Raw genomic sequence first — 14,706 nt, 5'->3', positions numbered from 1 at the left:
TGAGGCATGAAATATTTTAGACATCTCTTTATCATTCTAATTTCTCTGTCGGTGGCGACTTCTTGTAGTAATCAGGAAAACGTTTTGACCGAATATGCATCTACGGATTCAGATGCTGCTCTTTATTTGGAAGCAAAAAAGAAAATGGATGATTCTGCTTGGGACGATGCGATCTCGATTATGACGACGCAATTGTCAGCGGATTATCAGGCCCGCAATGACGTGAAAACCAGTTTAATGCATGCGTATGGCGGTAAATGTGGTATTTCGTTCTTCGATTTAGTCAGTGCGCTTAAAGGTGTTTCTTCGACGAAAATGTTTGAAATTGCACTGCAAATTTTCGCGGGAAAAGCGACGGATGTTGCGGCCTGTGATAACGCCATCGGCATTCTAATGAGTATCGGAACCACGGCGGCACAACGAACAAATGATCAAAATCTTTTTGCTGCCATCCTGGGACTTACTCGCATGGCGACGACATTAAAATCAAAATTTGATACTGATGCTGCGGGTCTTGGAGACGGCTCGCCCGATGGGGGAGTCGAAGCCTGTACTGTCAGTGCTGCCGCCGGAAAACTCAGCGACGCGGAAGTCGATCGCATTGTTACGGGTGTCGGTTTGGTCTTTGAAAACTTAACCGCTTTAGGCGATGAATTGACGTCTGGAACCGCAGGGGATTCTTTTGGTGATGCCCAAACCCTTTGTCAAACAGACGTGGTTATTCCACCTATTGGAACGCCTCAAGATCATGGCGCTCCGATGGGAGTGACTTGGGTTGATTTAGGAATGCCTTCAAACACACCGACTTATCAAGATTTCGGTTTGGGTGCAGACGTGGCAGATCCTATTGTATGTACGACAACTCAAGATGCGGATGTCACTCCAAAATTGCGTCGAATTTTTCGTCGTATGATTGAAAGCAGCAGTCTTGGTGTAGGAGCTTGTGATATCGCCGATATCGTCGTGAACTACACGATGGGATCTCCTCCTACTATTTCTGTGAATGCGGATTGTTGTCCGGGGATGCAAGCTCCATGAAGTTGATTTTTGCCGCACTTATCCTGACATTCAGTGCACAGAGTTTCGCGCAGTCTTTGGGTGAAACAACACGCTCTATTCGCGCACGCGGGATGGGGGGAGTGTTAGTGCCGTTTGTAAGTGATGCGGATGCCTTGTTCGTTAATCCCGCAGCTTTAAAAAGAGCCGCCGCCATTGATATCAAGCTGATTGATTTAATGGCCGGAGCGAATAAAACCTTGGTCGACAGTTTGGATGACTTGCAAAATATCGATGCCAATGACCCTTCCACATTCAACCAGTTCTATGGGAAAAAACTGTGGGCCCAAGGCGTAGGGAAAGCGGCGATTTCGTTGCCTTTAATTTCTGCCGGCTATTTGTACGATACGGAAGTGACGGCCGAACTTCACAATCCAGCGTTCCCGCAGTTCGAAACCTACTTCCGCAGTGATCAAGCCATTTATTTGGGGACAGCCTTTTCTTTAGGCCCCTCCACCTATTTTGGAATGAGTGTGAAGAGGGTGTCTCGTCAAGGGGGCTCGACGCAAGAGTTGAGCATCAGTGATATTGCAGACTCGAGCAGTTTGTCGGATATAGGTGATCGCTTTGCCAACAAAGGGCAAGGGTATGGTGCGGATCTCGCGATCTTGCATGAGATTCCTTTGCCGATTTTAAAGCCAACACTCACGCTTGTGTGGCAGGACGTCGGTAACACGGCATTTAAGAAAACAGAGGGCGACGATGCGCCCGTTCATATCGAGCAGAATTTAGTCTTTGGTGCGGGCGTTGGAATGGATTTGCCTGGCCTTGATTGGGTGATAGGCGTCGAGGGCCGCAGACTCTTGAATCCTGAAATCGAAATAGGTAAGAAACTGCACGTCGGAACGGAGATCTCTCTTCCACTGATCGACTTGCGCGCGGGATATAATCAAGGTTACCTCAGTTACGGTGTGGGTGTGAATTTTCTCATATTCCATCTTGATGCTGTAAGTTACACTGAAGAGACCGGTCTTTATCCAGGCCAAGACGGGGATTCCCGTTATATGGCGAGTCTCAGTATTGATTTAAGCTTTGATGCAAACTTCAAATTCACGGATAATAACGGCAAGAGACGTAAACTTAAACAACGCCGGTAATTCGTAAATGTTGCAAGTCATTCCTATAGAAAGTCGAACTCAGATCGCACAGATTTTTGCGAACTACAATCCACGTTCACAATCGTGGTTGGTCTCTGACTTGCGCACAAAATTCGAACTTCAACAAAAAATTCTGGCACGCGAAAGACAGTATGTTGATGAGTCTGTTTTGCGCGCCAGTGATCTTTGGAAAATTCTGTTGAAGCGTTTAGATCCGGGTTTGCGTTTGGTGAGCGATCCTTTTGCACGATCTCTTCTGCGAACCATTATGGATGAAAATGCCGAAGTTCTTGGCGTCAACTCTTCCGCAGAGGACACGGTCTTTTCTTATATCGACCAAATGGCGGCGGTGCTTTTCCATCCGGAGGGAACGTCCCGCCTTGAAGAGTGGTTTGAAACTCACCCTGAATCTAAGAACCGTTGGCGTGATTGGTATCTGCGCGCTCGTTTCTGTGCGCTGAAACTCCTTCAAGACCACCGCGTGATCACTGCGGACTGGATCACGGCTTATTTGCAAAACTTCAATGAGCTTGAACGCGTCTGGGACATTCCTTTGATCGTCGATCTGAGCGGGGAAATCTCACGTGTCGAGGCCGAAATCCTGCGCGTGCTTTCTCGTTCCGTGGACGTGATTGTTTTAGAGCCGAATCCATCTTGGAAAAAAGATTTCCATTTCCTTCTAAAGCCTTACGAAGATCTGCGCCAACAAAGTCAGAAGGTGCAAGAGCTTCCTTCTGTCGTAAAAAAGGAAAAGCGCCAGGATGTGATGCGTTTTTCGGGAATGCTAGCCGAAATCAAACACAGTGTCGGGCAGGTGCGCGAATGGTTGGATGAAGGAAAGTCCCCCGAATCTATTGCCATCGTTGCTCCTGATATCGAAACCTACTGGCCGGTTTTGCAGTCGTATTTGCAAGAAGAAGGCATTCCGGTTCAAAAGGATATTACGCACAAAGCGCAAAGTCTTCCCTCAGTCACACGTTGGCTGGCTTTACTTCGCTCTAAGAGCGGACGGCTTTCCAGCTCGGACCTTGAAATTTCTTTCTTCGATAAAGAAGAATCTCAAGAGCTTCGCTATGAAGAATTCCGTTCGTTGTTTAAGAGCCTTTACGTGAATGAAGATCTTGCCCGCAATGAAACAGTCTATAAGGTCTTCCACGAGCAATTGGATCTTACTGGAGTTTTAAGTCGCGACGAGTTTGTCGCCAAAGCCTTGATGTACTGGAACTCAGCCGAGACTGACATTGTGCAAGTAATCTTGCGCGAGCTCTTACAAAATGCCATTAGCTCGACCAAACTTATTTGGAAAGAATGGCTGAGTTATCTTGAAAGCATCGTGGCCGCTAAAGAGTACACTTTAGAAAAAGGCCATCCTCGCGGCATCATGGTGACAAAGCTGATGTCAGCGCATAGTGAAAAGGCGCAGTACCGTATCTTCGTAGGTCTGACTGACGAGGCTTTGCGTGCCAGAAATAAAACGCAGCTTTCGGGTCAAGACTATTTTGAGTTAGCAAAAGACATTGGTTTCTACTTGGATAATCCAGATCAAAGTGATTTGGATTTTGAACTTCGTTTGTTGGCAGAAGCTGAAAGCACTCACGACATTTTCTGTTTTGGTGCTACAGATTTAAGCGGTAGCCTCTGTTCTCCTTGCACATTCTGGATGAGCTTATCTGGCGATCACGAATCTTTAAATCTTCCTAAAGAAACTCGTTGGGATGAATTGCAGCACTCTGATCAAACTGCGGGGCGTCCTTGGGTGGATGCACGTAAAGAAAATATCGAAAGACGCATTCAACAGGATATGGGAAAGATGGAGCTTGAAAATATTCAAGTGCCAAATTTACCGCGAATCTCTGCGTCCTCTGTAGAAAGCTTCCTAGAGTGTCCTTTCGTGTTTGCAGCGCAAAGATATTTTAAATTAAAAGACCTTCCTGATATTGATCTGGATGTGGATCATCGAACTCGTGGTCAGTTGGCCCATGCTCTATTTGAAAAACTGACGGCAGAGCCGATGCGCTTTAATTGGACCACGGAAGAGTTGGACCAGGTTCTAGAAGAAATCAAAACGGAAAAGAAACTTCTTTTCGCTGATGATCGTCTTTGGAAACCATTCAAGAAAAAACACATTCATTTAGGACAGCGCTTTTTAGAGTTTGAAAAGCGTTGGCGGGATGAGTTTAAGAAAACACGTACTTTGGCCCGAGAAAAGCGTTTCGAATTTTATCTAGATCCAGTGACCGAAGAAATTTCTCGAGAACCCAAAGACAACTGTTTCCGTATCTCTGGTCAAATCGACCGTATTGACGGGGATGGTGTCAGTCAGTTGGTTGTTCTGGATTATAAGAGTTCCGCAGGTGGAATCTCTTCTCATGCTTCGTGGTTTAAAAACCGCGAGCTGCAACTTTTGTTTTACATGTGGGTGATTGAAAAAGGCCTGCTAGAAGACGTTGGCGGAGAAGTCATCGGTCTTTTTTATTACGTCTTTAGGAACTTCGAACGCAAAGGATTTAAAATCGAAGATTTTGCCGGAGGTTTGTTTCCGTCTTCAAAACGGAAAGATAAAAATGCCACGGCTGAATCCAAAGAAAAATATCTTTCTGAATTCAGCACAGTTCTTATGGGAACTTTAGATCGCATCAAAAAAGGTGAAAGTCAGGCAAAACCTGCGGACTTTAAGACCTGTTCTGGTTGTGAATGGAGGCGACAATGTCGAGCCCCACATCTGAATTAAAAAACACCATTCTGCGCGCAGGTGCCGGTGCGGGTAAAACCACAACGTTGACTCAAACTTTTTTGAAGTTTGCTAGCGACTTTAAAGAAAGAAACGGCAAGTTTCCACGCATCGTCGTGACAACCTTCACGCGCAAAGCCACGCAAGAACTGAAAGAACGTCTTTTAAGTAAAGCTTTATCCGAAGGACGTGAAGATCTTTTCCACTATGTCAGTGCAAAGTCGCAAGTTCAGATTTCAACTATTCACGGGGTTTTAAGTCTGTTCTTATCTCGTTATGGTTCGAGCATCGGACTGACGCCTGATTATAAAATCATGAGCGATTCCGAGATCCGCAAGGGCGCGCGTAAAATCATGCGCAAGTACTTGTTAGAAAATCCTTCTTTGCAAGAGCTTCTGGAAGAATACGACTTTCAAACCCTGGAAAGCGCCTTGCTAAAGTATTTCTCTGAAAATGTGATCTTTCCCAACATGACCTTTATTGAAAAAGGGGACATGCAAAAGGAAACTGAAAAAGTCGTCAAAGATATCGCAGGTAAGCTGAAGCGAGTCTGCACTGAGATCGGACAAGAAGCCTCCAATGAAAAGTGGCAGGAATACGCTCAATCTTTAGCGAACTTCTCTTGGACAGTGTCGTCTTGGGATGAATTCTTTGCACGCCTGGAGAGTTTCTGGGAACACACTTCGAAACCTCAGTTCAGAAAAGCGACGCCGCCATTTTCGCTCACTCTTCATGAAGAATTAGAAGAATTGCGTGAGCGTATTGATAAGCTCTTAGAAGAGCCCCGCTATCGTCCCGTATTTTGGGAAAAGCATCAAAAGAACTGTGAACTTTTTGATGAACTCGCGGCTTTCTTCTGTCGTGACTTTATGAGTACGAAACTAGAGCAGGGTCTGCTTTCTATGAGTGATCTTGAGACTCTATCGTACAAAATCATTCAAGAGTCCCCAGACGCTGCCGTGAAGTTTTCGCAAGAGTGGGATTTTTGGATGGTCGACGAATACCAGGATACAAGCCCTGTGCAAGTGCGGTTGTTGCGTCACCTTATCGGCGAGCGTCCTTTGTTTGTGGTGGGAGATCCTCAACAAAGTATCTATCTTTTCCGTGGAGCCCGTTCGGAAGTCTTCCAGGAAAAGGTCAGCGAAATCCAAAGCCAAAACGGTGATGTGCAGATCAAACTGACGAACTACCGCTCATCGCCAGAAGTGTTAGAATTCTTCAATCACTACTTTACGAAGCTGAGCAAGCAGTTTGCCGCTATGACTCCGGCTCCAGATAAAATTCGCAAAGGAAATGACGATCCTGTTGTGCAAGTTTTACTTTCCGAAACAGGCGAGGAAGATGAAACCTCCGCCGAGGTTTTAACGACAGTGGCCCGTATCCAAGAGCTTCTGGCGGAAGGCGTGAGCCCTGAACAGATCTGCGTGTTAGGACGTACTCATAAAACTTTGGAAGATATTGCGAAGGTGGCCCAAGAGTACGGTGTTCCCTTGCAGCTTCATAGTGGCAGTGGTTTTTATGAGCGTCGCGAAGTTTTAGACGCCTTGGCTATTTTGAAATTCTTGGTGAATCCTCATGATAATGCCAATTTCGTGGCTTTGTTAAGATCCCCATGGTTGGCGTTGTCGGATAGTGAAATTGCAAGTTACTGTCACAGCTTCAAGCATTCCTTTTGGAAAGAGGCGCAAAAGCCTTTGGAGCAAAAAGATGAAACTCATCCGTTGCGCATTCTTAGAACTTTGATTGCGCAAAGTGAAACCAAGGGACTGTCTTGGACCTTTAAGCGTGCTTTGATTGACCTGGGACTTTTTGATTATTCCGCAAAAATTGATTCAACGGGACGTCGCGAGGCCAATCTGTGGAAGGTCGTAGCACTTCTTAGCCAAGAGGAACGCCGACCGGGCTTTAACTTTTTAGATTTCTTAGACTCTAGCCTTGAAACTTTGTCGACGGACGAAGGCGGGGAAGATGCTGATGCGACGCCGGTGATTGAGCCTAAGCGTGTGAACTTCATGACCGTGCATGCCTCCAAAGGGTTGCAATTTGATCAAGTGATTTTACCAGGCATGGGACAAGATCCTCGCGCTAGTCACGCCCCTGTGCTCAGTATCAGAGAACAAGATGGTTTGTGGTCCCTGAAAGTTCGCAATGAAGAAACTCAAGCGATGACCGGAAGTATTCTAGCTGATCAAATCACGGAAGAGCTTCGTCAGCGTGAAAGTGAAGAGTTCAATCGAGTGCTTTACGTAGCCATGACTCGCGCCAAATCCGGTGTCTCTTTAATTTGGGACCGAAAGATCGGGAAGAAGTCATGGGCCGCGCAATGTCCTTTGAACCTGGAAGAAGGTCTGCATCAGGAAAAAGATTTTTCTTATGTGGTGCGCGTGGAAAACCTATTGCCAAAGAAAATGCAAAGCGAGGCATTGGAACATAAGAATCTTCGTCCGGCATGGCAAGGCGAAGACGTAGAAGCTAAACGCAAATTTATCTCTGTCACGGAACTCGTAGCACCGGAAGCGATCTCGGGCTCTGCTTACACTCCGAAAGCTGGTGCTTTAGGGCAAGGTCTAGCTCGGGCTCAGCAGGGTACGAATGCCCATAGATTGTTTGAAGCCTTAAAATACACCTCTTACGAAGAACTACTAAAGGTTTCAGATGAAGATTTAAAAAAGCCTTTGCAGTTCTTAACTGAAACCAAAGACATTCCTCTTTTAGAGATCATTGAAAAGGGACATGTCGAGTGGGGTTTTGCTTTGAGTTTTAAAGATGCTCTGATGCAAGGTCAGATCGATCTTTGGGGCATCGTTGATGATACTTTGTGGATGGTGGACTATAAAACTGGCTCTCAACGGTATTCAGAGACCGCGTTTAAACAGTTAGAAGCCTATGCATGGGCTCTTTATCAAATGAAGTATTTAGACGGCGTTCATAAAATCAATCTTGCTGTTGTTTATCCGATGGAGGGATTGGTGAAGATAGAGAATGTCCGCAGTCTGGCAGAGATGAATTCTCGAATGGAAAAAAGACTTCTCGAGTACATACAGTCGTCGGAGTCCTGACTTTTGTTTTCCCTTGTCTAGTACCAAGGGCTTTCTTATCATTTGGGTATATGAAAAGAAAACCCTGGTCCTTGATCGTTCTTGCACTTCTTCATGTTTTCGCACCCATTGGAAATCTTATTCTTAATGCCCTCCGCTCGGGACGTACGCTTCCGCAGCAGTGGACTTATTGGTTTGAGATTTTACCGAAGCCTTTGTTGCTTCTATACGTGGGCGTACCGATTCTTGCGGGCATCTTCATTTACATCTGCCGCCGCTGGAGCTACTGGGCGTATCTTGCTTGTATCGCTTTAGTTCTGCTGTCGAATCTTTATAGTTATTGGACAAGCATGAACTGGAATACGTTGGTGGTTCTGATCGCAGTTCTTCTTGTCGATGTTCTGATTGTTGCCTACTTTGTCGTGCCTTCTGTACAGCAAGTTTACTTCGATCCCCGCATGCGTTGGTGGGAAGCAGCTCCTCGTTATAACTTCAATCAAGAAGGAACGGTTAATGGCGCAAAAGCTTTCATTAAAAATCTTTCGCAAGGTGGTTTGTTTCTGACGGCGGGACCAGAGCTTGCTGAGGGTGACAAGGTCGACGTTTACTGGAAGTTTGATGATTACGAAACTGTTGTTTCAGGGCTGGTTGTCTATCGTGTGAATCATCCAGGCAGTGAAGGTTGGGGAGTTCGTTTTGAACATACCAACGAAAGCCAAAAACAGGTGAAGCGCGCGATTGATAAGTTGCATTCGGATAATAAGATTGTAGCAGAGCGATTGCCGGGGCCTGAAGACAGTTTCGGAGCTTGGTTGAAAAAGCTCGTAACGAAGGGCGAAGGACTGTTTCCTAAATTTAAGTCATAAAAAAAGGGAGCCGAAAGCTCCCTTTTTTTATTGAGAATTACTGACGTTTGTAAACGCAACGAGCTTCACCGCGATTTAAGCCCGCAAGTCCGTCCGCCGTTTTACGAACCGCAAACAGGGTGCTCTTGTCGTCTGAAAGTTTCAAAGCTACAGCGTCCTTCACTCGGGAAGCGGGAACACCCAAAATGCTTTCAATACCGCTAAATTGAAAAACCAGAGTGCCGTCGTCCTTCAAAGTCACGGAGTCTTTACCTTTGGTTGTCGTCATCGCCTCCCCATGAGAGCTGCGTACTTCACGAGATGAGTTGAGTTCACTCTTGACCAACGCGAACTCAGTAATGTCCGAACGATAAAGAGAAATTTCTTTTCCCTCTTTGCTAACAATCAGGCCTTCATAACAGAATGTCCCGTCCTTAAGTTCTTCGCGCTGTAAATCATAGCGGCCGATATAGTCCTGTATGCTGGCAAATGCAGAAGAACTTCCTAACAATAAAAGACCCAAGAGAACTGTTTTTTTCATTATGGACTCCGTGGTTTGGAAAATAAAAAACGCGACCCCAGGAGAGAGCGGGGCCGCGTATATAAAATTCGTATTAGTAGATGTACTCAGGGTTTAAGATGCTTGTGTAGCGAGCAAGATCTTCGATCGCGTACATCAAGTTTTGCTGTGAGCTCGACAATGGAGACGCATCCATCATCAATCCCATCACCACATCACCCGACACTGGGCCACGGTCTTTAAGTACGATTTGTACTGAAGACACGGCTTGAACTAAAACTTCCTGACCTAGCGCTAGCAAATCCAAAGAATTTGCAAGAGTCGTGTTGTTTGATTTCAAACCCGCCAACTGTTGCAATACGTTGTTCAACTGCTCTAGAGGAACTTGCTCAAGCATTGGTTTTACTTGCGTGAAGTACGACATAGATCTGCTAGTCATGCTTCTTAACATCAACACTTGCTTATCCAAAGCGAAGTTTGGATTTGCTTTGATCTCTTCAGCCGACACGATCGCGCCGTTTTGGTTCAAAGCTGTCAATGTCTTCACGAGCTCGGCTGCTGCTGCATCACCCTTTGCGGCTACCGCTTTTAACTCTTCAGAAGAAGCCACGATGTCAGCAAACGCCTTGTCTTTCAATTTTTCGTCTGCTTTCTTAACTGCAGCTACTTTCGCACTCAATTCCATATCTGCTTGGATCATTTGGATCATACCTTGAGCCAAAGTATCTTTGTTTTCTAGAAGCGCGCCTTTGCGCGCCGCTTTGCTTACTAGAACCTGCGCACCGATCGCGTTATCAGCAGCGAAGAACTTAACACCCGCAGCTGATTTTGAACTTTGACCGTAACGAGTCGCCATCAAACGATCTTTAACTGTTTTTCCACCTTTCAAAGTTCCCACTTTGAAGAACTCTGCGAAAGTGTCCAAACCTGGGTAACGGTATTGGTTCGTATCAGCCAAACCACCCAAAGTTGCAGAATCAAGCAAGTTTCTGTTCACATTCACTGGCAATTCTACTGTCTGCAAGTTGTGGTATTTGTCCATGAAGCCCGCGTTCAATGTGCCAGAGATGATTTCAAGAAGCGTCAACATGTTTTGAGACTGAGCCGCATGTTGAACTCCCATGAAGTATTGTTCGAATTCGTTGTAACCAATCCAACCCGTTTGCGAGTCATCAGTCATAGCTGCTGGATTTGCAGTCAACAAGAACTGAAGGGCAAACTGCTTGTCGTAACCGATACCCAAAGTATCCAAACGATCGCTCATCGGAGCCGGAGCCGCATCGTAAACACGGCGAGCTTCAAGGATGCGCACGTCAGGAGTTTGTTTAAACACCGGCTGACCATTAGCATCGACAGCTTGCTGGCCGTTTTGAACAACGGGTTCGTTCAACATGTATGGAACTGGGATCAAACGTTGTTTGATTTCTTCTTTCGAGTTACCGAAAGCCAAGTTCGTGTCAGGGATACGGATCACTTCGTGGAAGAAATCGTATCCAAGGTGAGAAGCCTCACGGAAGTCAGCCATTTCAGCGTCTGACAATGCCGTACGGTAGATCACCATTCTGAAGTAGTCATCCAAGTAAGCGCGGATCGTAGAGAATCTAGAGATAGAGTTTCTGATCACGTTTACTTTTTGTGGCCATCCGAAGTTCAAACGATCAGACGCGTGGTAAGAAGTCGCGTAAGATCTGTGGTAGTTCTGGATTTCGTTTTTAACAACTTCAACCGCAGAAGCACCTTGGTCATAGCGCGCACAACCTGGCTCTAGACCCACTTCCATATCGTTACATTGACCGTAGTGCTTCAAAAGACCTGTTTGAGCAACAGTTTGTTTCGCCATATCAGAGAAATATCTGAAGCCTAGGATCTTCTTAACATCTTGGAATGCGATGAACTGACCACCTACCGTGTTTACAGACACTTTAGATTGGTTCGTCAAAACACCACCTGTTTTAGCAACCATCGCTTTGATGTCATCACTCAACTCAACCAAACCTGTGTAAGCCGCGCGCAATGCATGCACGTCGTATGTACCTGGACCCTGGTATTCCATCTCTGGAGCCGCGATATAATCCATGATGGATGTATAGTTGCGGTTTGTTTCTTCGCCAGCAAAGTTGAAGTTTGCTTTATCGAAAGAACCTTTGAAGTTGTGCACAAGACCGATCGCGTGACCTACTTCATGCAATAGTGTCGCTTTGATCTCTTTCTTGAATAAAGTGTTGAAGTCCGAGTTCAAGAACTTGTCGTTGTACTCAGTACGAGTGTACAAGAAGCAACCGCCACGTTTTTTAGCTTGTTGGTCAAATCTTGCAGACATCTCTTTCATTTGTGCTTGTTTCAACAACAGTTGTTTCATTTGTTGAGACATGCCATTTTCAGTGCGAGCCAACTCACGAGCGATGATCGCTTCCATCATGATTGGATCGTTTTTTAACTCTTGAGAAAGAGCGGCTTGCAATACACTGCGAGTGAAATCTTTGTTCGAAGTCACTTTCGCATCAGAAACTACGTTTCTGCCTTTAAGAACCTTAGCTTGCAAAGACTTACCAGCTTTCTTAACAGCCACGTTCGAAGCGTACTTAGAAGAGAAGCGTTGAGCCGCCACTGGGCGTGAAGACAACACTAGTTTCTGTACGAAGGAACCGTAAGATTTCGTCAAAGATCTTACTTTTTCAGCTGCTGCAGATCCCGAAGCTGCACCCGCAGAACCTTCAGCCGCTGCTGAAGAGCCTTGTTGCTGCTGTTGAGCTGCCAATTCTTTTTGGAATTCAGCCAAAGCCTCTTGTTTTGCTTCGTCCAACATTTTTTCGTATTCACGAGACTCTTTGTAAGATTCCATCATGCGACGGATTTCCATCTCAGAGTTTCCAGAGTAAACCATCACGTTGTTCGCGATGATGGTACCAGAGTATGGATTTGGAGCCGGTTGTGCTACACCCAAAAGACCGTTTTCAGTCGGTTGGTCAAAGAACCACAAGTAGTTGCGGTCCAAGTCACCCAAGTGGCCTGTGTCATCATCACCTGTGTGAAGAACGATGTAGTCACCAGAGCGCTCAAGGTTCGTACCTTTGAAAGCTTTGCGGAAAGCTTCATTCCATTCGGCAACAACTTCCACTGCCGCTTGAGTGATAAGAGCTTTTCTGTCAGAAGGAGCATTTTTCAAACCACCAACCCAGTAGTGCAATACTTTGCCGTTACGGAAGTCATGAACAACGGGACGGTACACTTCGCTGTTTTCACGGCCTGGACGAACATCAGTTGAAGTGATTGTTTCACCCATAGTGAATGTTGCGAAATTCAAAGAGCTTTGAACGTTCGGTGCAATGTTTGGTGCCCATTGAGCATCGTCAACTTGCGCGTTCGTGCGTTTCTTGAATGAAAGACGCTCGATCACGTTGTAGTTGAATTGAACATTCCAACCCAAAGCGTAGTTGTTCGTTGTTGGGGCATTATGGCAACCTGGTTTAACCGTGTAAGAACCAGACAAAGAGAAGTTCAAGATACCATCGTTGTTTAAACGCATATCCATATCAGTGACTTGTTGAGAAGTCTCTGCAGCCCAGCATTCACCGGCGTCGAAGAAAGCCAACGGAGAGTTTGCAACTGGGATTGTATTTTTCGTCCAGTCGATTTCTACGTATTCAGCATCTTCTTTTTTCGCGTCAATCAACTTTGGAACGTGAAGAGCCACACCATCAGCATCGACAGTCTCAAGTTTGAAGTATTTAACAGGAACAGACATCAACTCTTCTTTGTCTTTCGCTGTTTGACCTTCGTACTTGATCAAGGCTTTTTGATTGCGAACAACCAAACGGTCTTTTTCAAGTTCGAATTTTACTACTGAAAGATCACCGCTTGTTCCGGATTTACCGATAAGCATCATATTAGAAGCATCTTCGAAAGTTCTTCTGAAGTAGAACTCACCCTTAAGATCCGCAACTTTGATTGTATTCAAAGGATCGATGATACCTGTTGGACGAGCGCGCTCTGCACGCACTTCGCGAGCGATTTCAACCAGGCCTTGAGCTTGCGCTTTAGTGACCTTTTGAAGTTCGATCGTGTTAGAAGTGTTTTCTTTAGAGTCAGCAAGTACTAGACGAGCATTTTTATAAGTCACTGGAACTTTCGCCACCAAGCGAAGAACACAGTTCTTATCCGCAGAAGTCACGCCAGAGTCAGAGCAACGGATGATTTCGCCCGCTGCGCGACCTGTATTGATAAGACGTTTTTCATCGTCAGACAAAGAACCAACCGTTGTTAGTTCGTAAACTTTCATGTCGTCAGAATCAAGCTTCGTAAGAACTTGCGAATCGTCAGCCACGAACTTCATGTTGAAGTTGTAGCGAGATTGAAGGTCTGCAGCTCTGTGGATTTTGTTATCCAAAGACTCCATCGTGAAGATTTGGTCCATTTCGACTTTTTGGTCTACGCTGCCCACGTCTTTACGAGAGTCTGAAGTGATGTTCAAACGAATGTGAGTCGCTTGGCTGAACTCAGTTTCGCGCAGCTTCAATGTCGAAGTGCTTTCTCTTAATTCATTCTTTGTTCTTTCAAGAACACCTTTTTGAGCGATGTCATATTTGAAAAGAGGCACTAGCACGTTGATGTTAGCGCGGTTCAATAAGGAAGCTGAACGGGCTTTTTGCGCCGTTGCCATCTTATTCATGATTTCTTTTTTAGCTTGAGAGGAAGTGGCTTTTTGTAAATCAATAGAAAGCTGAACTTCGCTTGGAGAGACAGCGAGTTGCTTTTCAAGACGAGTTAAGCCTTCAACATTATTTGTCAGCTTGTACGCCGTTACGTATTTAGAGTCTACGCCGAACACGATTTTGAAGTCTTGAGCTTCCTGACCGGAAACTTCTAGGTTTTCAAACATGAAGCGCAAACGTTGAGGGATGGAAGAATCTGATGTATCGACTGCAACCAAGCCTTTTTCGTTTGAAGCCTTGTTGCTAGTTGCTTCAACTAAAGACTTCTCGCGCGCGCTGGATTTTGCGATGGCTTTAAAACCTTCACTCGACGGGGTCGCGAAGTCAGAAATCGCAAAGATCTCTAGAGCTTCTGAATCCGGTAAAGTCGCATCACGCTTTTTCGTACAACCCGCGGCCACGAGGGCGAAGGTCAACAAAGCCGTAAATGCTTTTGTGTACTGAGGTTTGTGAGCCATTTTTCTCTCCATTCCTAAATTGTCACTGCTCATGACGCCACATCGAATATATGGGCCTAGAACAAAGACACTCTCCTTAAGGGATATAAATGCACTGAAAGTGCCACGAGCTTCCGGTTGCGGCCGTGAATTAAATGCATTACAGGCAGATAAGCCGTCCACAGAATATACAGGGGACAATTCAGGGAGATCTCAAAATGAGACACCGTTTTTCTGATTTAAAACACCGGTTCATGTGGAAGCTTGTCC

The 14,706-nt window shown here is 45.6% G+C and carries 7 protein-coding genes; 5 read left to right on the top strand and 2 right to left on the bottom strand.

The annotated features are described in order from the left end of the window. Positions 1–6: 6 nt before the first annotated feature. Genes ACLWBD_RS13980 through ACLWBD_RS13960 form a run of 5 tightly spaced genes read left to right on the top strand, consistent with a single transcriptional unit; the run spans position 7 to position 8,788 of the window. The gene (locus ACLWBD_RS13980) at positions 7–1,038 is read left to right on the top strand and encodes a hypothetical protein (protein WP_063204984.1); all 1,032 of its coding nucleotides are present in this window, start codon (positions 7–9) and stop codon (positions 1,036–1,038) included. Further along, positions 1,035–2,153 (top strand): hypothetical protein, encoded by a 1,119-nt coding sequence (locus ACLWBD_RS13975; RefSeq protein ID WP_413568618.1) that lies wholly within the window; start codon positions 1,035–1,037, stop codon positions 2,151–2,153. Before ACLWBD_RS13980 ends, ACLWBD_RS13975 begins: the two co-directional genes overlap by 4 nt. A 7-nt stretch (positions 2,154–2,160) precedes the next feature. Beyond that, complete coding sequence (locus ACLWBD_RS13970) at positions 2,161–4,884, top strand: PD-(D/E)XK nuclease family protein (protein ID WP_413568617.1); 2,724 nt, start codon at positions 2,161–2,163, stop codon at positions 4,882–4,884. Further along, on the top strand, positions 4,860–7,943 hold the full coding sequence (locus tag ACLWBD_RS13965) for a UvrD-helicase domain-containing protein (RefSeq protein WP_413568615.1): 3,084 nt from the start codon (positions 4,860–4,862) through the stop codon (positions 7,941–7,943). The genes ACLWBD_RS13970 and ACLWBD_RS13965 overlap by 25 nt, the downstream gene beginning before the upstream one ends. A gap of 50 nt (positions 7,944–7,993) precedes the next feature. Further along, entirely contained in the window at positions 7,994–8,788 is a 795-nt protein-coding gene (locus ACLWBD_RS13960; protein WP_413568613.1) for a PilZ domain-containing protein, read from the top strand. Positions 8,789–8,825: 37 nt separating this feature from the next. On the opposite strand, the gene ACLWBD_RS13955 is transcribed toward ACLWBD_RS13960, so the two are convergent. Beyond that, positions 8,826–9,308 (bottom strand): hypothetical protein, encoded by a 483-nt coding sequence (locus tag ACLWBD_RS13955; protein WP_063204979.1) that lies wholly within the window; start codon positions 9,306–9,308, stop codon positions 8,826–8,828. Between the two features lie 73 nt (positions 9,309–9,381). Next, positions 9,382–14,457 (bottom strand): zinc-dependent metalloprotease, encoded by a 5,076-nt coding sequence (locus ACLWBD_RS13950; protein ID WP_413568611.1) that lies wholly within the window; start codon positions 14,455–14,457, stop codon positions 9,382–9,384. Positions 14,458–14,706: the final 249 nt, after the last annotated feature.

Origin of the sequence: Bdellovibrio sp. HCB117, assembly GCF_047305915.1 — a bacterium.
In the GTDB taxonomy this organism is placed as follows: Bacteria; Bdellovibrionota; Bdellovibrionia; order Bdellovibrionales; family Bdellovibrionaceae; genus Bdellovibrio; species Bdellovibrio bacteriovorus_B.
Note: the sequence above shows the minus strand (reverse complement) of the source record. Positions and strands in the feature narration are given on the sequence as shown.